At 70.1% G+C, this 22,303-nt stretch carries 21 protein-coding genes; 8 read left to right on the top strand and 13 right to left on the bottom strand.

All coding sequences use genetic code 11. The features are described 5' to 3' along the window. The first annotated feature begins 136 nt into the window (after positions 1-136). Positions 137-673, top strand: a complete 537-nt coding sequence (locus tag IEY88_RS22150) for a DUF4240 domain-containing protein (RefSeq protein WP_189156728.1) — start codon at positions 137-139, stop codon at positions 671-673. A 52-nt stretch (positions 674-725) separates the two neighbouring features. On the opposite strand, the gene IEY88_RS22155 is transcribed toward IEY88_RS22150, so the two are convergent. Genes IEY88_RS22155 through IEY88_RS22170 form a run of 4 tightly spaced genes read right to left on the bottom strand, consistent with a single transcriptional unit; the run spans position 726 to position 6,667 of the window. After that, positions 726-1,124: a hypothetical protein gene (locus tag IEY88_RS22155; RefSeq protein ID WP_189156729.1), complete on the bottom strand. Its 399-nt coding sequence runs from the start codon at positions 1,122-1,124 to the stop codon at positions 726-728. Between the two features lie 29 nt (positions 1,125-1,153). Then, positions 1,154-3,082 carry a vWA domain-containing protein gene (locus IEY88_RS22160; protein ID WP_189156730.1) on the bottom strand — a complete coding sequence of 643 codons (1,929 nt, stop codon included), beginning with the start codon at positions 3,080-3,082 and terminating at the stop codon, positions 1,154-1,156. After that, entirely contained in the window at positions 3,079-4,488 is a 1,410-nt protein-coding gene (locus IEY88_RS22165) for a sigma 54-interacting transcriptional regulator (RefSeq protein WP_189156731.1), read from the bottom strand. The genes IEY88_RS22160 and IEY88_RS22165 overlap by 4 nt, the downstream gene beginning before the upstream one ends. Before the next feature lie 37 nt (positions 4,489-4,525). Then, entirely contained in the window at positions 4,526-6,667 is a 2,142-nt protein-coding gene (locus IEY88_RS22170) for a N,N-dimethylformamidase beta subunit family domain-containing protein (RefSeq protein WP_189156732.1), read from the bottom strand. A gap of 97 nt (positions 6,668-6,764) precedes the next feature. Between IEY88_RS22170 and IEY88_RS22175 the strand changes: the two genes are divergently transcribed. Together IEY88_RS22175 and IEY88_RS22180 are read left to right on the top strand one after the other, a co-directional pair. After that, a complete protein-coding gene (locus IEY88_RS22175) occupies positions 6,765-7,241 on the top strand; it encodes a YcxB family protein (RefSeq protein WP_189156733.1) in 477 nt (158 codons plus the stop codon). Positions 7,242-7,250: 9 nt separating this feature from the next. Continuing rightward, the gene (locus IEY88_RS22180) at positions 7,251-8,048 is read left to right on the top strand and encodes an Rv1486c family protein (RefSeq protein WP_189156734.1); all 798 of its coding nucleotides are present in this window, start codon (positions 7,251-7,253) and stop codon (positions 8,046-8,048) included. Between the two features lie 40 nt (positions 8,049-8,088). Here IEY88_RS22180 and IEY88_RS22185 read toward each other — a convergent pair whose 3' ends face one another. From IEY88_RS22185 to fabG, 3 genes are read right to left on the bottom strand one after another with little or no spacing between them, the layout of a single operon-like run. After that, positions 8,089-9,114, bottom strand: a complete 1,026-nt coding sequence (locus IEY88_RS22185; protein WP_189156735.1) for a ferrochelatase — start codon at positions 9,112-9,114, stop codon at positions 8,089-8,091. Between the two features lie 52 nt (positions 9,115-9,166). Beyond that, positions 9,167-9,934, bottom strand: a complete 768-nt coding sequence (gene fabI, locus IEY88_RS22190; RefSeq protein WP_189156736.1) for an enoyl-ACP reductase FabI — start codon at positions 9,932-9,934, stop codon at positions 9,167-9,169. Positions 9,935-9,980: 46 nt separating this feature from the next. Continuing rightward, positions 9,981-10,685 carry a beta-ketoacyl-ACP reductase gene (gene fabG / locus IEY88_RS22195; RefSeq protein WP_189156737.1) on the bottom strand — a complete coding sequence of 235 codons (705 nt, stop codon included), beginning with the start codon at positions 10,683-10,685 and terminating at the stop codon, positions 9,981-9,983. A 108-nt stretch (positions 10,686-10,793) separates the two neighbouring features. Between fabG and IEY88_RS22200 the strand changes: the two genes are divergently transcribed. Next, the gene (locus tag IEY88_RS22200) at positions 10,794-13,373 is read left to right on the top strand and encodes an FAD-binding and (Fe-S)-binding domain-containing protein (RefSeq protein WP_189156738.1); all 2,580 of its coding nucleotides are present in this window, start codon (positions 10,794-10,796) and stop codon (positions 13,371-13,373) included. On the opposite strand, the gene IEY88_RS22205 is transcribed toward IEY88_RS22200, so the two are convergent. Continuing rightward, entirely contained in the window at positions 13,353-14,615 is a 1,263-nt protein-coding gene (locus IEY88_RS22205; RefSeq protein ID WP_229693639.1) for an MFS transporter, read from the bottom strand. The genes IEY88_RS22200 and IEY88_RS22205 overlap by 21 nt on opposite strands. Positions 14,616-14,731: 116 nt before the next feature. Between IEY88_RS22205 and IEY88_RS22210 the strand changes: the two genes are divergently transcribed. Genes IEY88_RS22210 through IEY88_RS22225 form a run of 4 tightly spaced genes read left to right on the top strand, consistent with a single transcriptional unit; the run spans position 14,732 to position 18,086 of the window. Next, entirely contained in the window at positions 14,732-15,391 is a 660-nt protein-coding gene (locus IEY88_RS22210) for a response regulator transcription factor (protein ID WP_189156740.1), read from the top strand. Continuing rightward, the gene (locus tag IEY88_RS22215; RefSeq protein WP_189156741.1) at positions 15,392-16,696 is read left to right on the top strand and encodes a sensor histidine kinase; all 1,305 of its coding nucleotides are present in this window, start codon (positions 15,392-15,394) and stop codon (positions 16,694-16,696) included. Continuing rightward, positions 16,693-17,556, top strand: coding sequence for a TAXI family TRAP transporter solute-binding subunit (locus tag IEY88_RS22220; protein ID WP_189156742.1), 864 nt, complete (start codon positions 16,693-16,695; stop codon positions 17,554-17,556). Before IEY88_RS22215 ends, IEY88_RS22220 begins: the two co-directional genes overlap by 4 nt. Then, complete coding sequence (locus tag IEY88_RS22225; RefSeq protein ID WP_189156743.1) at positions 17,553-18,086, top strand: dihydrofolate reductase family protein; 534 nt, start codon at positions 17,553-17,555, stop codon at positions 18,084-18,086. The genes IEY88_RS22220 and IEY88_RS22225 overlap by 4 nt, the downstream gene beginning before the upstream one ends. On the opposite strand, the gene IEY88_RS22230 is transcribed toward IEY88_RS22225, so the two are convergent. The 5 genes from IEY88_RS22230 to IEY88_RS22250 are packed head-to-tail and all read right to left on the bottom strand — an operon-like array spanning position 18,071 to position 22,294. Further along, complete coding sequence (locus IEY88_RS22230; protein ID WP_189156744.1) at positions 18,071-19,036, bottom strand: VWA domain-containing protein; 966 nt, start codon at positions 19,034-19,036, stop codon at positions 18,071-18,073. The two genes, IEY88_RS22225 and IEY88_RS22230, sit on opposite strands and share 16 nt — an antisense overlap. Next, entirely contained in the window at positions 19,033-19,914 is an 882-nt protein-coding gene (locus IEY88_RS22235) for a DUF58 domain-containing protein (RefSeq protein WP_189157191.1), read from the bottom strand. The genes IEY88_RS22230 and IEY88_RS22235 overlap by 4 nt, the downstream gene beginning before the upstream one ends. A gap of 59 nt (positions 19,915-19,973) precedes the next feature. Then, the gene (locus IEY88_RS22240) at positions 19,974-21,023 is read right to left on the bottom strand and encodes an AAA family ATPase (protein ID WP_030481847.1); all 1,050 of its coding nucleotides are present in this window, start codon (positions 21,021-21,023) and stop codon (positions 19,974-19,976) included. 60 nt (positions 21,024-21,083) lie between these two features. Further along, positions 21,084-21,614: a molybdenum cofactor guanylyltransferase gene (gene mobA, locus IEY88_RS22245; protein WP_189156745.1), complete on the bottom strand. Its 531-nt coding sequence runs from the start codon at positions 21,612-21,614 to the stop codon at positions 21,084-21,086. Beyond that, positions 21,611-22,294, bottom strand: a complete 684-nt coding sequence (locus IEY88_RS22250; RefSeq protein WP_189156746.1) for a TetR/AcrR family transcriptional regulator — start codon at positions 22,292-22,294, stop codon at positions 21,611-21,613. The genes mobA and IEY88_RS22250 overlap by 4 nt, the downstream gene beginning before the upstream one ends. Between the last annotated feature and the right edge of the window lie 9 nt (positions 22,295-22,303).

The raw sequence follows: 22,303 nt of genomic DNA on the forward strand, positions 1-22,303 counted from the left end.
GCCCCTCGCCTCGCGCCGTCCGCCTCCCGCCTCCCGCCTCCCGCCTCCCGCCTCCCGCCTCCCGCCTCCCGCCTCCCGCCTCCCGCCTCCCGCCTCCCGCCAAAAATTGTCAGACCCCTCTGCCAAGCTTCGAGTTGTGGACCCGAACACCTTCTGGAAGCTCATCTCCGACGCCCGAGCGAGCGTCGTCGACCCGTCCGACGGGTACTCCGTGACGGCCGCGGCCACCACGCTGCTCGCCGAGCGTCCGCCTGCCGAGATCGTGGCGGCCCAACAGGTCCTGTGGGAGCTGCTGACGGCCTCGTACCAGAACCCGTTGTGGGCGGCCGCTTATCTGATCAACGGCGGCTGCTCGGACGACGGCTTCGACTACTTCCGCGGTTGGCTCGTGACCCAGGGCGAGGAGACCTACACGGCCACCCTCGCCGACCCCGACTCACTGGCGGCCTTACCCGCGGTCGTCGCGGCCGCGGAGTCCGGCATGGAGTTCGAGTGCGAGGACGCGCTGTCGATCGCGTGGAACGCCCACATCAAGGCGACGGGCATGCAGTTACCTCAGGACGCCTTCCGGATCAGCTACCCCGCGCTCGACCCGGACTGGGACTTCGACTTCGACGACAGCGCCGAACTGGCCACCCGCCTGCCCCGGCTGGCCGCGCTCTACGACGCCTGACGCACCCGCACCCGGACGGCATCCGAAGTCCTGCTTCAACGGCGAAGTGCCGCTACAGCGCCACTTCCCGCGCCTGACCGCCCTCCACCCGCCCCGATCCGGCCACGAGCACACCGAACGCCACGTGATCCAGCCACTGCGGAACCCTGGGCAGAGACCGGATCCGAGCGTTGTGACGCCCGACGACCTCCAGGTCGAGGGCGGCGATCAGCAACCCGGCCACCGCCCCACCGACTACACCCCGCACCGGCAGCCGTGTGAGTACGAACGTCCAAAACCCTGACACGGCAAGGTGCACGACAACGCCGGCACGAGCACCACCGCCGACCAACGACCCGGCAGCCCGTGTGGCGCGCAGCAGATCGTCACGCTTCATCAGCGCGTGCACGGTCGACGGCACGCCGCTCAACACCACCGCGAGGAGGTACCTACGCATCAACGACTCGCGCATCCACGACACCCGCATCAACGGCGCCCGCATCACCGACGTCGACGCCGCGACTTCAGGTAGTCGCTCACCACCGCAGCCCCGAGCCCTTCCTCGTCCGCCGACACCACGCGCCCACCGCCTCGCCGGGCCACGATGTCGACGAACGCGGCCAGGCGGGGGTCGTCGCCCAGCTTGAACACCGAGATCGTCGCCCCGAGCCTGGCGAGCGCGTCGACCTCGTTCAGGGTCTTGGCGAGCGTCCTGGGCAGCGGCGGGTAGTTGAACTCCGCGTCGCCCTCGGGTTCGAGGTGCGCGGTGGGTTCGCCGTCGGTCACGACCAGGACGACGGGCTGGGCGTCGGGATGACGCCGGACGTGACGGCCCGCCAGCAGCAACGCGTGGTGCAGGTTCGTGCCCTGTTCCCACACGCCTTCCAGCGCCGTCAGCTGACCGATGTCCACGGCCTCGGCATAACGCCCGAAGGTCACCAGTTGCAGCGCATCCGTCCGGAATCGGGTGCGCACGAGGTGATGCAGGGCGAGTGCCGTGCGTTTCATCGGCACCCAACGGCCGTCCTGCACCATCGACCAGGAGGTGTCTACACACAACGCGACAGCCGCACGGGTGCGGTGTTCGGTCTCGGACACTTCGAGATCGACGACGTCCAGGGACATCGAGCCGGAGCGCAGCACGGAGTTGCGCAGGGTTCGTGGCACGTCCCAGGGTTCGGTGTCGCCGAACTGCCACGGGCGGGTCGAGCCGATCAGCTCGCCCGCGGCGCCGGCCGAGGTCGTCTCGCGGGCACCCTGCGACGACCGCAGCTGGTCGACGACGCCACGCAGGGCCGTTTCGCCGAGGCGCCGCAACGCTTTCGGCGTCAGCTTCAGGGAGCCGTCCGGGGCGCGTTCGACGATGTTCTGCGAACGCAGGGCCTTCTCCAGCTCCGCGAGGCGGCGGGCGTCGACCGAGGCCGACTCGCCCAGCTGGCGTTCCAGCGCCTCCAGGTCGATGTCCTCCAGGCGGGCGCCCGGATACGACTGGGAGAGCTGCTCGGCCAGGGCGTCGAGCTCGGCGAGGTCCGCCATGGCCTGGGCGCCCTCGCCCAGGCCGAGCGGGTCCTGGCCGCGGAAGCGGGCGGACGACGTCCAGTCCTCGCCCGGCCGCAGACGTTGCAACAGGGAGTCCAGAGTGGACAGAGAGGAGCCGATACCACCGAAAGCCTGCTGTGACAGCGCGGACAGTTCGGCGCGCTGGGCGTCCGTCATCGAGTTCATCATGCGTTGCGCGGCGGCCGAGCGTGCGGCCAGTGCGTCGATGAGCTCGTCGACGTTGCGGGGCTTCTCCGGGAAGAACTCGCCGTGCTTGCGCATGAAGTCGTCGAACAGGCGCGGCGTGTCCGGGGAGCCGGAGGCGTGCGCCTCCAGCAGCGAGTTGAGGTCGCGAAGCATGCGCTGGATGCGCTCGACGTCGCGAGAGTCCACGTTGGACAGCGCGTCCTTCATGCCCTGGAAGCGCTGGTCCAGCAGTTCGCGGCCGAGCAGGTTGCGGATCTGCTCGAACGCCTCCCGCGCCTCCTGCGACCGCCAGTCGTAGTTCGACAGCTCCTGCACCGCGGCGGCGGTGCCCGGTGGCAGGGCGTCGAGCTGGGCCTCGCGGAAGCGCGCGTCGTCGGACGGGTCCGGGAACAACGCCCGGCGCTCGGCGTCCAGAGCCCGGTCCAGCAGCTGGCGGACCTCCTGCAACGTGCCGTCGAGGCGGTGCCGGCGCTGGATCGACGCACGGCGCTGCCACAGGCGTGAGGTCAGGTCGTCGAGGCCGCGGGTGCCGTCGACGCCGCGGCGCAGCAGTTCGCGCAGGGCGGACGACGGCGAGGCGCCCTCCATGATCTCGCGGCCGAGCTCGTCCACGGCCGCGCGGAGGTCCACCGGGGGCGCCAGCGGATCGGCGCCGCCGCCCCAGCGTCCGTAGCGGTATCTCATCCGTACACCGATCGGTCGTCGTCGGAGGAGTTGTCCTTCGACAGGTGGCGGGTCAGGTAGAGCGACTCCAGGGCCAGTTCCACGGCCGAGGCGATGCGGCCGACCGGGTCCTTCGGGCCCGCGCCCAGGCGTGCCGCGACCTCGTGCAGGATCGGGAGCTCCGGCAGCGCGGCCAGCAGGTCACCGGCGTGCACGCGGTCGCCGGTCGCGACCGGGTGGCCGTCCGAGACGACCTCGGCGAGCGCGCGGAGGTTCAGGCCGGCCAGGCGGGCGCGGGCGGTGTCGGCGATCGAGCGGCGCAGCAGGTGGACCAGGACCTCGTCCTCGCGGCCGTCCTCCCCCGCCTCGAACTCGAGCTTGCCGCGCAGCACGTCCGGCACCGACTCGAGGTCGATCGGGCGGGCGATGGCCGGGGTCTCGCCGATCAGCGCGGACCGGCGCAGTGCCGACGCCGCGACGGTCTCCGCCGCCGCGACGGCGAACCGGGCCGAGACGCCGGAGCGCTGGTCGATCGACGACGACTCCCGCAGGTGCCGGACGAACCGGGCGATGATCTCCAGCAGGTGGTCGCCGACCTCGGCGACGAGGTCGGCCTCCTGGCGGACCAGGTCGACCTCGGCGTCGATCTCCAGCGGGTAGTGCGTGCGCACCTCGGCACCGAAGCGGTCCTTGAGCGGCGTGATGATGCGGCCGCGGTTCGTGTAGTCCTCGGGGTTCGCGGTGGCCACGAGCAGCACGTCCAGCGGCAGCCGCAGCGTGTAGCCGCGGACCTGGATGTCGCGCTCCTCCATGACGTTGAGCAGCGACACCTGGATGCGTTCGGCCAGGTCAGGAAGCTCGTTGATGGCGATGATGCCGCGGTGGGCGCGCGGGAGCATGCCGTAGTGGATGGTCTCCGGGTCGCCGAGCGAACGGCCTTGCGCGACCTTCACCGGGTCGACGTCGCCGACCAGGTCACCGACAGACGTGTCGGGCGTCGCGAGCTTCTCGGCGTAGCGCTCGGAGCGGTGCCGCCACACCACCGGCAGGTCGTCGCCGAGCTCGGCTGCCCGGCGCTTCGACTCGGGGGTGATCGGGTCGAGCGGGTGTTCACCCAGCTCGGAGCCCTCGATGACGGGCGTCCACTCGTCGAGCAGCGAGATCAGACTGCGCAGCAGGCGCGTCTTGCCCTGCCCGCGCTCGCCGAGCAGGACGACGTCGTGGCCTGCGAGCAGCGCGCGTTCGAGCTGGGGAAGCACCGTGCGGTCGAAACCGACAATGCCGGGCCACGGGTTGCGTCCTTCGCGCAGGGCGGCGAGCAGGTTCTCCCTGATCTCGGTCTTGACGCCGCGCGGCAGGTGCCCGGCGGCGCGCAGTTCGCCCGCCGTGCGGGCCAGGTTCTGGGTCACGTGAACGACGCTACGCATCCGAACCTGACCCGTCGACGTGGAGCGGCTCCAGCTCCTAGAGCTGGGCGGCGTTCACCGCGTTCAGCAGGATCCGCGACATCTTCGGGTCATGGGCGAGAGCACCGTTGAAACAAAGGGAACTCGCGCTGAACACCCATCCACCGTTCGGTTTGGACATCACGCACATCTGCGCGCCGTGCGGTTGTTCTCCATGAGCGAACTGGACGACGCCGGGCGCTTCCGGGCCCGCGCCGGTCCTGGTGTCGACCTCCCAGCCGCTGGCCGCGAAGTTGTACCCGGTCTCGCCGAACCTGTCGCCGACCTGGAGCCCGGTGCCCTCCAGGAACGGGTGGTCGGCGTCGACGACGTACGGGTACATCTCCATGTAGGAGTAGCTGTCGTACGCGACGCCGAGCACCTGCGACTCCGGCCGCCCCTGGTCGCGCCACAGCCAACGGTGACCCTGCGCGTTGCGGTGCAGCACGAACCCACCCGAGGCGTCGTAGTCGACGCGCTCGTACATGCCGTTGCCACCCGTGTAGAGGACACGGCCGCCGTTCGCGAGGTACGTCTCCAGCGCCGTGCGCATCTCCGGCGTCCAGTACTCGGGGTGTGTGGCGAGCACGACCGCCTTGTACTGCGCGAGCCACGACGGGTCGTGCAGGTCGAGGTCCTGGTAGCAGTCGTAGGCGACGTTGTTGTCCGCGAACCACTTCATCAGCAGCAGATCACCGTAGAACCGGACGTCGATGAACCCGGGGGCCTCGATGTAGGCGTTCGCGAACGGGCGGCGGATGGAGAACTGACGGCGTCCATAGGCCGGCTCCCAGGAGTACTGGAAGTGTCCGCCCCAGTGGTTGTAGGCGTTGTGCGTCAGGTACGGCAGGAGCAGCGCCACCTTCTCTCGCGGCTGTTTCGGCTTCACCACGAACGGGATGTACTGCCTCATGCCGTACGGGCCCTCGAGCTTCACGACGTGGAAACCGGACTGCCAGTCGTCGGGCACGGTGAACGAGAACGACGTCGGCCAGGCAGGCCCGTTCGCCCGGTAGCCGGACCGGAGCAGGTGCCTTTCCCCTCGGTAGGCCTGCGGCGCCCTCACCTGCGTCGCACCGCCGTGCTCGATCGGCCCGTCCAGCCGCAGCACGCTCGCCATGTAGGCGTCGAACGTCGTCGAGACCGCCACGTCGAGCCTCTGACCGGGCGCGACGGACCAGCTGGTGTACCCCTGCAGGTTCGCGGTCCTGGCCACGCTGAAGCCCGTGCCGACCAGCGCGCCCGAGCCGTTGGGCCAGAACACGCCGGACGTGTCGATCGTGAGGTGGTTCGCGAGCTTGTACCAGCGGAGTTCGTGATCGGTTTTGGTGTGGTCCTGGTTGACCCACACGACGTAGACGACGCCGTTCTCGGCGAAGCGTTCGACGCCCGAGCCGAAGTCGAAGCCGGTGCCGATGTGGATGCCGTCGCCGTTGTTCACCCACGCGCCCGGACCGTTGGAGCCGTCGCCCGCGAGGTAGCGGAACCAGTGCAGCACAGCGCCGTGCCGCACGCCGTAGATGATGCCGTTCATGTCGGCGAAGAACATGTCGTAGTCGCGCTTCTCGCTCGCGATCTTCTGGCCGACGCCGTTGTTCGCCCACGCGCCGGGGCCGTTCGACCCGTCACCGGCGAGGTAGCGGTACCAGTACATGTCGCCGTGGGCGTCCACCGCGTAGAAGACACCGTCCCAGCCGCCGAAGACGTACGAGTACTGGCCGAAGCCGCGGTGGATGATGTTGTTGGTGCCAGGCGCCCAGTAGCCGTCACCGTTGGCGGGGTTCGTGAGCACCCACTTGTGCCACCACATCGTGCCGTCACCGCACAGGCCGAAGAGCTGGCCGTGCTGGTCCGCGAGCACGTTCGTGTGAATCTGCCAGCCGCTGCCGATCTCCCTGCCGTCGCCGCTGGCCCAGTTGTACGTGCCGTTGTCGCGGCCCAGGTGCTTGAACCACTTGATGCGGCCGTCGGCGTAGAGCGTGTAGATGATCCCGTTGCCGCCGGGCACGATCTGCAGCAGCCGCTGTTCCGGATCCTCCGCGGCGGCGTGCGCGACCGGCTGCTGCCCCGCTGCCAGCGCGACTCCGGCGATCGCGGCCGCCGTGCCCTTCAGGACGGTCCGGCGCGCGACGGATCCCTTTTCGTCATCCCCCAGATGCATGGGGCCATCGTGCAGCACAATGCGAGGCGTTATGAGCAACTGCGTTGATTTCCGATGGGCCCCGTCACCCGCCGACTGGCGGGCCAGCCTGCGCGCGATGGTGCCGATGTTCAAGTGGGCGCCGTGGTTCGCGCTCGTGCTCGGGGTGTTCTCGCTCGTGCTGCTCCTCGGCTTCGAGGACACGCTCGTCGTCGCGCTCTTCGGCCTGGTGTGCGCGCTGGTCATCGGCCTGATGGAGCCGGTCGCGGTGTGGTGGCGCTTCTCGTCCGACGAGATGATCAGCCGGACCGTGATGGGCAGCGCCGACGCCCGGTCGTTCCGGCTGGCCGTGGGCAACGCGGTGCGCGAGGAGATCGTCTGGGAGGAGCTGCCGGGCTGGACCGAGACGCGGCAGGGCTTCGTCCTGGAGACGCTGGACGAGGGCGCGGCCTCGTTTTCCGTGCCGCACAGGGCCTTCGCGTCCGATGAGGACGTGACGTCGTTCCGGTCGCTGCTCGAGCAGCACATCGGTCCAGCGAAGCAGCCGTCTCGGATCGGGCACACCGGGTGGGGCTCACGGGGCTCGGCAACGTAATCTCTGCGGGTGTCCTGTGCGAGTGCCACGCTGGTCGTGTGGACGTCGGGCTGGCTGCACGGTCTAGCCGCCGCCGACGACGTCCTCGACGCCCTGCACATGTGGGCCGAGCAGCACGAGGTGGTGGCCGACGACGATGGCACCGCCACGGCGCTCGACCTCCCCGGTCCCGACGAGGCCCCCGTGGGCCCCGCCCTGCTGCTGGCCGCCCTGCGGCGCGCCGGCGCGACCTCAGCCCGGCTGGTGCTACCAGTACCGGGCGACGTACGGGGCCTGGGAGGCAAGGGCACGCTCGCGACGTGCGCGCTGCGCTCAGGCGAGGCGCTCGTCGTCCCGTCCGTGCACATCGGGCTGGTGCCGAAGGTCGTGGCCGACGGCGTGATGCGCTGGACGGTGTTCGACCTGCCGTCGTCCAACGGCCTCGAGCACATCCCGATCGGCGAGGCGGAACACGGCCTCGGCGCGGCCCTGCGCGAGGCGACGGCGGCCCTGGCCACCCTCGACGTGGCCAAACACCGCCCGAACGTCCGCAAGGAGATCGCCGACCTCGCGGCCGAGAACTCCACCCTCCCCTGGCCGGACGCCATGCCGCCCCGCTCGCTGCGCGTGCTGCAACGGGCAGCGGAGGTGGCCGCGATCGTGTCCGTGGCCAGCTCCGACTCCCCCGGCGGCGCTCTCTCGGCCTCGGCGATGGCCGCCCGCACCGAGGCACTGCGCCCGGTCTCCCTGGCCGTGCGCCGGGCACGCTGCGCCGCGGTGGACGAGGCCGTGCGCGTTCTCGCGGACAGCGGCGCCGGCAGGCACTGACGCGTCACGCCGGTGGGCCTGGCCCACCGGCGTGCTTCGGTCAGGCGCGAACAGGCCTCTTCGCCGGCTCGCAGCACAACGGCGCACAAGGCGCCCCGTTCACCGTGCACCCCGCCGCCACGAACGACGACAACTTCCGCACCGGAGCCCCGGAAGTGTGCTCGGCGACCAACTCGGTGACGAGCTCGGCGAAGCGCGGATCGGAGTTGGGCGTGGCGGCACGGGCGAACTCCATGCCGAGCACCAGCGCGCGGTCCCGGGCCTCGGTGTCGAGATCCCACACCACCTCGAGGTGGTCGGACACGAACCCGATCGGGCACACCACAACGCCGGTGACACCCTTGGCGTGCAAGGCATCGACGTGGTCGACGATGTCCGGTTCGAGCCACGGGATCTGCGGCGGCCCGGAACGCGACTGCCACACCACGTCGTACTCGGTCACCCCGAGCTCGGCTGCGACCAGGCGCGAGGCCTCGACGACCTGGCGCGAGTAGCGGTAGCCACCCTCGGAAGGCGGTCCGGCGGACTTGTCGGCGGACACCGGCACCGAGTGCGCGGTGAACACGAGCCGATAGGCACCGTTCAACGAAGCCGCCGCGGCACGCACACCGTCGGCGAAAGCGGAGATGAACAGCGGGTGGTCGAAGAACTGGCGCAGCTTCACCAACTCAGGACCGTCTGGCACGGCCCGCAGGGCGCGCACGATGTCCTCGTCGTACTGCCGGCACGCGGAGTAGCCGCCGTACGCGCTCGTCGGGAACACCAAGGCCCTCGAAACGCCGTCGGCCTTCATCTGCGCGACGACGTCCTCGGCCATCGGGTGCCAGTTGCGGTTGCCGAAGTAGATCGGCAGCTCGAAGCCACGGGCGCGCACGGCCTCGATGGCTTCCAGGTTCAGGCGGTTGATCGGCGACACGCCGCCGAAGTGCTGGTAGTGGGCTTCGACCTCGTCCAGCCGCTCCGGCGGCACGCCACGCCCGCGCACCACGTTCTCCAGGAAGGGTCGGACGTCCTCAGGACCTTCTGGGCCGCCGAAGGACAGCCAGAGCAGCGCGTCGAAACTCACCGCTCCATCCAATCAGACGTCCGATCTCCTCACATGACGAACGGATGTGACGTCAGAGACCCAGGAAGTGCACGCCGCCGTCGACGAACACCATCGAGCCCGTGGTGGCCGGGAACCAGTCGGACAGCAGGCCGCAGACGGACTTCGCGACCGGCGTGGGGTCGTCGACGTCCCACGAGAGCGGAGCCTTCTCGCCCCACATCTTCTCCAGCTCGCCGAAGCCGGGGATGGACTTCGCGGCCATGGTGCGGACCGGGCCGGCGGAGATCAGGTTCACGCGGATGCCGTCCGGGCCGAGGTCGCGCGCCATGTAGCGGTTGATCGACTCGAACGCCGCCTTCGCCGCGCCCATCCAGTTGTAGGCGGGCCACGCCTGGCGGGCGTCGAAGTCGAGGCCGACGACCGACGAGCCGTGCGTCAGCAACGGGCGGGTGGCCTGCACAAGCGCCTTGTACGAGTACGCGGAGACGTGCATCGCCACGGAGACGTCCTCCCACGGCGCGTCCATGAACGGGGCGCCGAGGCAGCTCTGCGGGGCGAAGCCGATGGCGTGCACGACGCCGTCGAGGCCGTCGACGTGCTCACGCACGCGGTCGGCGAGGGTGTCGAGGTGTTCCTGGTTCTGCACGTCGAGCTCGACGACGGGCGCGGGCTTCGGCAGGCGCTGGGCGATGCGCGTCACGAGGCTCATCCGGCCGAACCCGGTCAGCACGACCTCGGCACCCTGTTCCTGGGCGACGCGTGCGACGTGGAAGGCGATCGACGCGTCGGTGATGACACCGGTGATCAGCAGTCGCTTGCCCTCGAGCAGTCCGGTCACTTGGTCCAACCCTTTCGCAGTACGAAGAACAGTGGTGGGGGAAAGCTCAGTGGCCCATGCCGAGGCCGCCGTCGACCGGCAGCACGGCACCGTTGACGTAGCCGGACTCGTTGGCCGCGAGGAACGTGACGGCGCGCGCGATCTCGTCGGCCGCGCCGTACCGGCCGGCCGGGATCTGCTTCAGGGCGGCTTCGCGCACGGCCTCGGGCAGCTCGTTCGTCATGTCCGTGGTGATGAAGCCGGGCGAGACGACGTTCGCGGTGATGTTGCGCGAGCCGAGCTCCAGCGCGATCGACCGCGCCATGCCGACCATGCCCGCCTTGGACGCCGCGTAGTTCACCTGGCCGGCGCCACCGGTCAGGCCGACGACCGACGAGATGAAGACGATGCGGCCGAACTTCTTGCGCAGCATGCCGCGGGAGGCGCGCTGGGCGAAGCGGAACGCGCCGGTGAGGTTCGCGTCGACGACCGACGTGAACTGCTCCTCGCTCATGCGCAGCAGCAGCGTGTCCTGCGTGATGCCCGCGTTGCACACGAGCACCTCGACGGGACCGTGCGCCGCCTCGACCTCGGTGAACGCGGCGTCGATCTCTTCCGAGTTCGTCACGTCGCACTTCACGCCGAGCAGACCTTCGGGAGCGCCGGACCCGCGGTGCGTCACCGCGACCTTGTCGCCCTGCGCCGCGAACGCCTGCGCGATCGCGAGGCCGATGCCGCGGTTGCCTCCGGTGACCAGAACGGACCGACTCACTAGCTCTCCTGAGAATCGCTGCTGGTTGACCGGGTGAGGCTATCGGCTACCGGCAGGTAGTCCGGCATCGGCGGAGCCATGTCACATCCATCCGGGCATGATCGGGTGATGCGGGCCTTTCTCGATCAGCTCCGACGCGACGTGGACGGTGACGTCCTGGACGACCCGGCGAGCCGGGCCCTGTACTCGGCGGACGCGTCGAACTACCGGCACGTGCCGCAGGTGGTCGTCCGTCCACGCACGACGGACGCCGTGGTGGCGGCGGTCGGGATCGCGGCCGAGCACCGGGTGCCGATCACCAGCCGCGGCGCGGGAACGTCCATCGCGGGCAACGCGTGCGGCACCGGGCTCGTGATCGACTTCAGCCGGTACCTGAACGCGTTCGAGATTTCCGGCGACCGGGCGTTCGCCCAACCCGGCGCGGTGCTCGACAGGATCAACGCGAGCGCCGGCGAATACCTGTTCGGCCCTGATCCGTCCACGCACTCGCGCTGCACGATCGGCGGGATGATCGGCAACAACGCGTGCGGCGCGCACTCGGTGAAGTGGGGCAAGACCAGTGAGAACGTCACGAACCTGAGCGTCCTCACCGCCGATGGCCGCACGTTCGACACCACGAACCCGCCCGAGCTCGCGCTCCCCGGCCACGACCCGGCGTGGTTCCCGCAGCTCAGCCGCCGGGTGAGCGGGTACGCGCTGGACGCCCCGACGCTGACGCAGCAACTCGTCGGCACTGAGGGCACGTGCGTGGTCCTGCTGGGCGCCGAGCTGAAGCTGGTGCGCAGGCCGGAACGCCGCATCCTGGTCGTGCTCGGCTTCGCGGACACCTACGACGCCGCCGACAGCGTCACCGGCATCGAGGACGCGCTCGCGATCGAGGGCCTGAACGAGGCCCTGGTGCACAGCGTCCGGACCCGCCCCGACCTGCCGGAAGGCCGCAGCTGGTTGTTCGTCGAGGTGGAGGACCACCCCGAACGCATCGCGAAGATCAGCAAGAACTCGATGATCATCCACGACGCGGCGCACCAGCGGGCGCTGTGGCGGATCCGCGAGGACGGCGCTGGCCTCGCCACCCGCATGGCCGACGGCAGCGAGGCCTGGTCCGGCTGGGAGGACGCGGCCGTCCCGCCGGAGCACCTCGGCACCTACCTGCGCGAGTTCGACCAGCTGCTGACCAGGTACGGCCGGCGCGGCATCACCTACGGCCACTACGGGGAGGGCTGCCTGCACGTCCGCATCGACTTCGACCTGGCCCACGGTTACCGCGAGTTCCTGCAGGACGCCGCGGACCTGGTCGTCGGCCACGGCGGCAGCCTGTCGGGCGAGCACGGCGACGGCCAGGCGCGGTCCGAGCTGCTCAGCCGGATGTACCCGCCCGCGGCGATCAGGGCGTTCGGTGAGTTCAAGCGCGCCTTCGATCCGGGGAACCTGCTCAACCCGGGCCGGATCGTGGAGCCGCTGAAGCTCGACGACGACCTGCGGATCCTCGTCGCGCCACCGAAGATCCCGACCAGGGCGGAGTTCGCGAGCGACACGCGCAGGTGCGTCGGTGTCGGCAAGTGCCTGAACACCAAGGGCGGCGTGATGTGCCCGAGCTACCGCGTCACCAAAGAGGAGAAGCACTCCACGCGAGGCCGTGCGCACCTGCTGTTCGAGATGCTCAACGGTGATGTCATCAAGGGCGGCTGGAAGTCGCCGGAGGTGGCGGAGGCCCTCGACCTCTGCCTGGGGTGCAAGGGGTGCAAACGCGACTGCCCGGTCGACGTCGACATGGCGAGCTACAAGGCCGAGTTCCTGCACGAGCACTACAAAGGCCGGATCAGGCCGCGCGCGCACTACGCCATGGGCTGGCTGCCGACGTGGCTGAAGTACGGTCTGGTCAACAGGTTCACCGCGAAACTCGGCCGGTTCGCGGGCATCACGCCGGAACGCGAGCTGCCGCGCCAGACCACTCCCCTGGTCCGCCAGCTCCACCCGCTCGGCACGGGCGATCCGGTGCTGCTGTTCCCCGACACGTTCACGAACTTCTTCGAACCGGGCATCGGCCTCGACGCGGCGAACGTGCTGGCACACCTGGGCAACCGGGTGGAGGTGCCGTCCGCGAACGTCTGCTGTGGACTGACGTGGCACTCGACCGGCCAGCTCGCCAAGGCCCGACGGGTGGTCGAACGCACCGCGCGGGCGTTGCTGCCGTGGACGAGCCAGGGCGTGCCGGTGATCGGCCTGGAGCCGAGCTGCACCGCGTTCCTCCGCGTGGAGGCCCCGAAACTGTCGGACGAACCGGCGGTGCAAGCGCTTGCCAAGGCCACCCGGACGTTCGCCGAGCACGTCGCCCCGAAGCTGCCCGCGCTCGACGGCGCGCGCGAGGCCGTCGTGCAGACCCACTGCCACCAGTACGCCGAACTGGGTTTCGCCCCGGACCGCGAGGCGATGGCCAAGGCGGGACTGCGGCCGAAGGTCGTCGAGGGGTGCTGCGGCCTCGCCGGCAACTTCGGCTTCGAACGAGGCCACTACGACGTCTCGATCGCGTGCGCCGAGCAGGACCTCCTGCCAGCGTTGCGGGACAACGAGGACGCGCTGGTGATCGCGGACGGCTTCAGCTGCCGCACGCAGATCCGCCACACCACCGAACGCGAACCGGTGCACCTGGCCAGCGCGCTCGCGGCCCTAATCGCGGTCGAGGACTGAGTCCTTCGACGTCTCGCGCATGAACCCGTAGACCAGCAACGAGATCAGCACGCACCCGGCCACGTAGTAGAAGAACACCGACTCCATGCCGGCCTGCTTGAACCACAGCGCCACGTACTCGGCCGTGCCGCCGAAGATCGCCACGGTCAGCGCGTACGGCAGGCCCACGCCCAGCGCGCGGATGTTCGTCGGGAACAGCTCTGCTTTCACGATCGCGTTGATCGACGTGTAACCGGTGACGATCACCAGGCCGCCCAGCATCAGCAGGAACGCCGGGAACGCCTCGGAGGTCTTCGCGAGCGTCGACAGCAGCGGCACGGTCGCGAGCGTGCCGAGCACACCGAACCCGAGCAGCAGCGGACGGCGCCCGATCCGGTCCGACAGCGCGCCCGCAAGCGGTTGCAGCACCACGAACATCAGCAGCGCGGCGAAGTTGATCCAGCTGACCGTCGCGGCGTCGATCTTGCTGGTCGTGAACGTGTAGAACGCGACCGTGCCGCCCAGCGTCAGGCCGACGACGAGCAGGCATTCCTTGGGGTGCTGGAGCAACGCCCGGAAGGTGCCCTTCTCCGGGTTCTCCTTCTGCTTCTCGAAGTTGGCCGACTCGTCCATGCCGCGCCGCAACCACATCACGACGACCGCCCCGGTCGCGCCGATGACAAACGCGATCCGCCAGCCCCACTCCATCATCTCGGTCCTGGACAGGAACTGCTGCAACACGATCTGCACACCGAGCGCCACCAGCTGACCGGCCGTCAGCGTCACGTACTGGAAGCTCGAGTAGAAACCGCGGCGCGCCGGAGAGGCCACTTCGGACAAATAGGTCGCCGAGGTCGCGTACTCCCCGCCGACCGACAGGCCCTGCAACAACCGGGCGAGCACCAGCAGCACCGGCGCCGCCACACCGATGGACGCGTACGACGGGGTCAGCGCGATGATCAACGACCCGAACGCCATCAGCGTGACGGACAACGTGAGCGCGGCACGGCGTCCGCGGCGGTCGGCGTAACGGCCGAGCAGCCAGCCACCGAGCGGGCGCATGAGGAAGCCGACCGCGAACACGGCGGCGGTGTTGAGCAGCTGCGCGGTCTGGTCGCCCTTGGGGAAGAACGCGGCCGCGAAGTAGATGCTGAACGCCGTGTACGCGTACCAGTCGTACCACTCGATCAAGTTCCCGACCGACCCGCGCAGCACGTTCGCCACCACTCGGCGCTCGCTGCCCTTCTCCTGAACGACTGTCATGCCGGACACCATCGCGACGCCGCCTCACCCCTCACAACCTGGGTGAACGCTTCTTTACAGTCACTTAAGCGCGTCGGTACGCGCGGGCAACAGTCGTTATGACCGATACTGCTCCCATGCGGGTGCTGTTGGTCGAAGACGACGACGGTGTCGCGAACGCCCTGGTGGAGGCACTGCGGGCGAACGGGCACCGGCCATCCCGCGTGCGCAGGGGCGCCGACGCGCTGATCGCCCACCGGGACGCCGACGTGGTGCTGCTCGACCTCGGGCTGCCCGACCAGGACGGCCTGGAGGTGCTGCGCAAGCTCCGCAAGATCGACCCGGTGCCGGTGCTCGTGCTGACCGCGCGCGGCGACGAGCGCACGGTGGTGCGCGGACTCCGGCTCGGCGCCGACGACTACCTCGTCAAGCCGGTGCGGCTGGCCGAACTCCTCGCCCGGATCGACGCGGTGGCGCGGCGCAGTGCGGCGCGGTCGCAGGAACCGGACGAGCTCGTGCGGGTGTCCGACGTGGAGATCGACCTGCAGAGCCGTCAGGTCGTGGTCGGCGGGCGCGAGATCTCGTTGACCACCAAGGAGTTCGACGTCCTGGCGGTGCTGGCGCGCCGGCCCGGCACGGCGGTGAGCCGGCAGCAGCTGATGGACGAGGTGTGGGGCAACGCGTTCGTGGCGGTGTCGCGGACGCTCGACGTGCACCTCACGCAGTTGCGCGCCAAGCTCGACCGGCCGGGGCTGCTGCACACGATCCGCGGTTTCGGCTACCGGCTCGGTGAGTAGATGCGGCAACGGCTTCTGTTGGTGCTGCTGCTGTTCTCGCTCTCGGCCGTGACGGCGTTCGCCTTCCCGTTGCTGATGAGCACGGCCTCGGAACGCACCCAGCAGTTCGTGATCAGCCGCACCGCCGACCTGGACCGCTTCGCCACGCTGCCCGTCGACGTCGTGGTGTCCGAGGCCGAGCGCTACGCCGAGGTCTACGGCGAGGAGATCGTGGTCGTCGACGCGTCCGGCACGCCGGTCGTCGAGTCGGGCATGACGGCGGAGGACGTGTCGGCGCAGATCGACGCCGCGTTGCGCAACCAGCCCGCGAGGCCCGTGCCGACCGTGATGCCGTGGAGCGGTGGTGACGTCCTGTTCTCGCGGCCCGTCGGCATCGGTACGAAGGTCGCGGGCGCCGTAGTGCTGCGGGCATCGACGCGGGTAGCTGCCCTGGACGTCGCCCGGCGGTGGGCGCTGGTGCTGGCGGGGGCGTTGCTGGCGGCGTGCGCGTGCGTGCTGCTGGCTCTGGTCGTGTCCCGCTGGCTGCTCAGGCCGCTCAAGGAACTCGACCGCGGTGTCCGGGCGGTCGCGGAGGGACAACGGCGCACACACGTCGCCGACACCGCCGGCCCGGCCGAGCTCAGGGCGTTGTCGGAGTCGTTCAACCGCATGTCCGACGCCGTCGCCGAGGCCGCCGACCAGCAACGACGCCTGATCGCCGACGCCTCGCACCAGCTGCGCAACCCCATGGCGGCGCTCCGGCTCCGGGTCGACATGCTGCCGTCGAACGGCTCGCTGCTCACCGAGGTCGAACGCCTGGAGTCGTTGCTGGACGGCCTGCTGGCGCTGGCCTCCGCCGAGAGCACCGCCACCGAACGTGCCGCGGGCGGCGTCGAACCCGAGCTCGCCGACCTGCAGGTCGTGGCGCACGACCGGGTCGACGCGTGGCGCGCGGCAGCACAGGCCGAGGGCGTCACGATCACCATCGACGACCGCGCACCCGGCCTCGTGCGGTGCGCGGTGTCGGACCTCGCGCAGGTGCTGGACGTGCTGCTGGACAACGCCATCAAGTACGGCGCCACCGAGGTCACCGTGATCTGCGACCGCGCCACGCTGACCGTGCGGGACAACGGCCCGGGCCTGTCCAAAAAGGACATCAAGCACGCCACCGAACGGTTCTGGCGCGGCGACGACTCCCGGCGCGGCACGGGCCTGGGCCTCGCGATCGCGGAACGCATCGTCACCGCGCACGACGGAAAGCTCGGCCTGCACACGGACAACGGCCTCGTCGCGACGGTCGAACTGCCGAAGGAGCCGCTGCTGTGAAGCGCCGGACGTTCCTCCTCGGAGCACTCGCCCTCACCGCCTGCGGGACGGGCGAACCCGACGGCACGATCAGGATCGCCGGCGGTGAACCCGGCGGCTTCTACAACGACTTCGCCGCCCTGATCTCCCGCCTCGCCCCCAGCCCGCTGACCATCACCCCGATCCAGACCGGCGGCAGCGCCGACAACCTCCAGCACCTCCGCGAGGGCAACGCCGACATAGGCCTGTCCCTGAGCGACAGCGCCCACATGGAACCCGGCCTCGTCGCGCTCGGCCGCGTCTACGAGAACTACCTGCAGCTCGTGGTCCTGAAGGACTCGCCGTACACCACAGCGGCCGACCTCGTCGGCAAACCCGTGTCGCTCGGCGCGGACGGCTCCGGCGCCGCCCTGCAAGGCTCCAGGCTCGCGCTGGGCGTGCAGGAGGAGCACTACCCGCTGCGCAACGCCATCGACGCCCTGAAGTCCGGCGAGATCGCCGCCCTGCTGTGGTCCGGCGGCGTCCCCACTCCAGAGCTCGACAAGGCCAGCGGCATCAGGCTGCTCGCGCTCGACGGTTTCCTGCCGAGACTGCGCCAGGACTACGGCAAGGTCTACGAACGCGTGGACGTGCGCACGGGCGTCTACGGCTCCCCCGCCGACGTCCCCACGATCGGCACGCCGAACCTGCTGGTGTGCCGCCCTGACCTGAGCGCCGCGTTCGCCGGCGCCGTCGTGCGGCTGCTCGTGGGCAGGGCCGCCGAGCTGGTGCCGGAGCAGGCGCTCGGCACCCAGTACCTCGACGTGCGCAGTCTCATCGACACGGGCAAAGTGCCTTTGCATCCAGGGGCGGCAGCGGAGTACCGGAGGTTGCACGGATGATCAGCACCATGGCGTCGGTCTCGCTGGACGGGTTCTTCGAGGGCCCCGATCACGACATCGACTGGCACCACATGAGCGACGAGCTGCACTCCCACATCAACGCGGAGCTAGCGAAGTTCGACACGTTCGTCAACGGCCGCCGCAACCACGAGCTGATGCTCGAAGCATGGCCGCGCGCCGAGGACCACCCCGACTGGCCGCAGGCGATGCGGGACTTCGCCCCGATCTGGCGGAACACGCGCAAGATCGTCTACTCGCGCACGAAGCAGTTCACCGACTGGAACACCGAGACCCGCACCGAGGTCGATCCGGACGAGATCCGCGCGCTGGCGGGCGACGCCATGGTCGGCGGGAACGAGCTGCTGCAGACGTTCCTCGAGCACGACCTGGTCGACGAGATCCGGCTCTACCTCAACCCTGTCGCGATCGGACGGGGCACGCCGTTCTTCCGCAAGCCGAACGCCCTGGCGCTCAAGGGCACCAGGGCGTTCGGCAACGGAGTCGTGCTGCTCACCTACGGAAGGCGTTGACCCAGCAGCAAAGCGGCGGCGGCCGCGAACATCGCCGTCATCGTGCCGAGCAACAGCCAAGGCTTCGACGCGTCCGCCTGCTTCTTCTCGTAGCCGATCTGCTCGCCGAGCGTGTCGTAGACCCGGCGCAGCTCCTCGGCGGAGGCGGCCTTGAAGAACTCGCCGCCGGAGATCTTGGCGATCTCCTTCATCGCGTCGTCGTCGACCGGCACGGACTGCTGCCGGCCCTCGATGTCGACCACGCCGTCCTCGGTGCCGAACGAGATCGTGGAGATCGGGATCCCGGCTTTCTTCGACTCCTCGGCGACGTCGAACGCCTTGCGGGTGCCGACCGTCTCCTTGCCGTCCGTCATCAGCACGATGCGGGCGGGCGGCGGCCCTTCCGCGCCACCGACGACCTTGCCGAACGAGTCGATCGAGGCGATCGCGGCCGCCAACGCGTCACCGGTCGCGGTCGACTGGGCGAGCTTGAGCCCGTCGATCGACTGCGTGACGGCGGCGCGGTCCGTCGTCGGCGCGACCAGCACGGTCGCGGAGCCGGCGAACGAGATCAGGCCGAGGTTGATGCCCGGCGTGAGGCCCTCGGCGAACGACTTGGCGGCCACCTGCGCGGCCTCCAGCCTCGACGGCTTCACGTCGGTGGCCTTCATCGACAGCGACACGTCGACCACGAGCATCACGGTCGCCCGGTTGCGCGGGACCCGTTGCTCGGACGTCGGGCCGGCGAGCGCGACCGTCAGCAACGCGAGCGCGGCCAGCAGGAACGCCGCCGGGACGTGCCGCGACCAGCGTTCCCGCTTGGGCGCGACCTTCTCCAGCAGTTCCAGGTTCGTGAACCGCAGCACCCGCTTGCGGCGGATCCGTTGCGCCACCACGTATCCGGCGGTGAGCAGCGCCACGGCGAGCAGCAGCAGGAACCACCACGGGGCGACGAAGTTCGAGAAGCTCATGCGACACCCCCAGACCAGCGGCGCTTGCGCGCCACCACGAAACGAACCGTGTCCGCGATCCAGTCCGAGTCGGTCCGCAGCACCAGGTGCCCGGCGCCCGCGCGGCGCAGCCCGGCGGCCACCTCGCCCCGGTGTTCCGCGGCCGCGGCGTTGAACTCCTTGCGCAGCAACGCGGACGCGGTCACCTCGCGCTGCCGCCCGGTCTCCGGGTCGGACAGCACGACGGTGCCGACGTCGGGCAGGTCGACGTCACGCGGGTCGACGATCTCGATGGCCACGATGTCGTGGCGCGCGGACAGGGCGCGCAGCGGCCGTTGCCACTCCATGCCGCCGAGGAAGTCGGAGATCACCACGATCAGGCCACGGCGGCGCGGCGGCCTGCGCAGTTGTTCGAGCAGCTCGGCCAGGTCGCCTCGGGTGCCCTCGGGCGCCCGGTCGATCTCGGCGATCTTGCGGATCATGCCGCGCGCGTGCGCCAGGCCTCCGCGCGCCGGGATGCGGACGCTCTCCGCTCCCGTCGAGACCGCGGCGCCGATCCGGTTGCCGCCGCCGCGCGTCAGGTGCGCGACCGCGGCCGTCGCGGCGATGGCCAGGTCGCGCTTCTCGCAGGCGGCGGTGCCGAAGTCGAGCGACGGCGACAGGTCGATCGCCATCCACGTCTCCAGCTCGCGGTCGGCGACCGTCTCGCGGATGTGCGGGATCGTCGTGCGGGCCGTGACCGCCCAGTCCATCCGGCGCACGTCGTCGCCGGGCTGGTAGGTGCGCGCCTCGCCCGGTTCGGTGCCCGGCCCCGGCACGAGGCCGAGGTGGTTGCCCTGCAGCAGTCCGTCGAGACGGCGCCGGACGTCGAGCTCCAGCATGCGCAGCGCCGCTTCCATCCGGACACCGCGCAGGACGGGCGGCGCCCAGGACGGGCGCTCTTCCTCCTTGTCCCTGCTCACGGCCTACCAGCCGGAACCGGCTGCTGCGGACGGGCCGACACCTGCGGCAGCGGCACGATCTGGAGCACTCGGGTGATGATGTGGTCGATCGGCACGCCGTCGGCGAGAGCGTCGTACGAGAGCACCAGGCGGTGGCGCAGCACGTCCGGGACGACGTCCACGACGTCCTGCGGCAGCACGTAGTCACGACCACGGACCAAAGCGAGCCCACGCGCGGCGGCGATGATGCCGAGCGACGCACGCGGCGAGGCACCGTAGGCGACCCAGCCGGCGACGTCGGTGAGGCCGTGCTCGCCGGGCGCGCGGGTCGCGATCACCAGGCGCACCACGTAGTCGACGAGCGCGTGGTGGACGAAGACGCGCGACGCGACGCCCTGCAGGCGCACCAGTTCCTCCGGCGAGAGGACCTGGCTCGGCGTGGGCGCCTCGACGCCCATGCGGTAGACGATCTCGCGCTCTTCCTCGGCGGTCGGGTACTCGACCTGGATCTTGAACAGGAACCGGTCGCGCTGCGCTTCCGGCAGCGGGTACACGCCCTCGTTCTCGATCGGGTTCTGGGTCGCCAGCACGAGGAACGGGTTCGGCATCGGGAACGTGCGGCCACCGATGGACACGTGCCGCTCGGCCATGACCTCGAGCATCGCGGACTGCACCTTGGCGGGCGCGCGGTTGATCTCGTCGGCGAGCACGAAGTTCGCGACGACGGGACCGAGCTCGACGTCGAACGTCTCGGTGGACTGGCGGTAGATGCGGGTGCCGAGGATGTCGGCGGGCACCAGGTCGGGCGTGAACTGCACGCGGGAGAACGAGCCTCCCACGACGCGGGCGAATGTCTCGACGGCGAGCGTCTTCGCGACGCCCGGCACACCTTCGAGCAGCAGGTGGCCCTTGGCCAGCAGACCCACGAGCATCCGCTCGACGAGCCGGTCCTGGCCGACGATGACCCGCTTCACCTCGAACACGGTGCGTTCGAGCAGCTGGGCGTCACGAGCCGGGGTGACGGGCGCCGATGCGTTCGGCGTTGCCTCGGCGGCGGGCTCGGTCACGTGCGGGCCTCCATGCGGAACAGGGTTTACCGATCGTTGACAGTCTTACTCCCCGCCTGTTCAACCGCTGTGAAGGGTGTCCAGGTCGGCGGGTGTGTCGACGTCTCGCGCCTCACCGGGCAAAGCGGACACTTCGACGGGTTCGAGCTGCAGGAGGGTCCTGCGCAGCGGCAGGTCCCGCGGGTCTTCGGGGAGGGCTTCGCGCAGCTCAGCCGCGTTCCAGCAGCCGATCAGCCACTGCACGCGGTCGTCCTTGAGCACGGCGTTGCGGCCGGGTTCCCTGAGCCTCGCGATGGTGGCCCTCGTGAGACCGGGCTGATCGACGGCGAGCACGACGACCCAGTCCTCGGTGATCTTCTCCAGTCCCGCGGCCAGACCGGCGAGCGGACCTCCGCCGGGTGGGTCCTCGCGCGCCCAGACGACCCCCGGCAGGTCCTTCTCCGGCCCCACAACGACCTTCTGGCTGGCATCGTCCACAACGGACAGGACGTGGTCGAGCAGCGTCGCGTCCCGATAGGACAGCGCGGCCTTGTCGACGCCACCGAGCCGTTCACCCTTGCCGCCGGTGAGGACGATCACCGCGTACGTCACCGCCGGCCTCCGATGTGCGCCGCGACGCCTTCCAGGAACAGGTGCAGGCCGAAGTCGAACTCGGCGGCCATGTCGTCGGCGTCGAGCAGGTCGTCCACGTCGAAGACACCGGACGCGACGATCTTGGCGAGCGCGGGCATCCTGCGCGGATCGACGACCTCGCGCAGCCGCTGCCCGTACTCACGGCTGAACTGGGCCGGGTCCTTCTCGAAGCCCTGCGTCAGCGCGACGTTGAGCCATGCCTCGCCGTGCACGAACGTCATCAGGCTCATCACGACGCCGACCTTCTCGCCCGGCTCCAGCGGGGTGTCGTCGAGCGCCCCCAGCGCGCTGTCGAACCAGAGCAGGCTCTTGGGGCCGCTCGGCGGGCCGTTCAGGGGGATCTGCAGGAACCACGGTCGTTTGCGGATGCCCGCGAGCAGCGACTTCGCCCAGACCTCGAACCGGGCGCGCCACTCGCCGTCGGGCAGCGGAGGCGGGTCTTCGAACGCGGCGTCGGCCATCAACTGGAGCAGCTCGTCCTTGCTCTTCACGTGGCGGTAGAGCGCCATCGTGGCGTTGCCCATCTCCTGCGCGACGCGGGCCATGGACACGGCGGCAAGGCCCTCGGCGTCCGCGATCGCGATGGCGGCGCGCGTGATGTCGGCGGCGTCGATGGTCGGCTTGCGCCCCCTTTTCATGCCCTCTAG

This window comes from Lentzea pudingi (genome assembly GCF_014646255.1).
GTDB classification, from domain to species: Bacteria; Actinomycetota; Actinomycetes; order Mycobacteriales; family Pseudonocardiaceae; genus Lentzea; species Lentzea pudingi.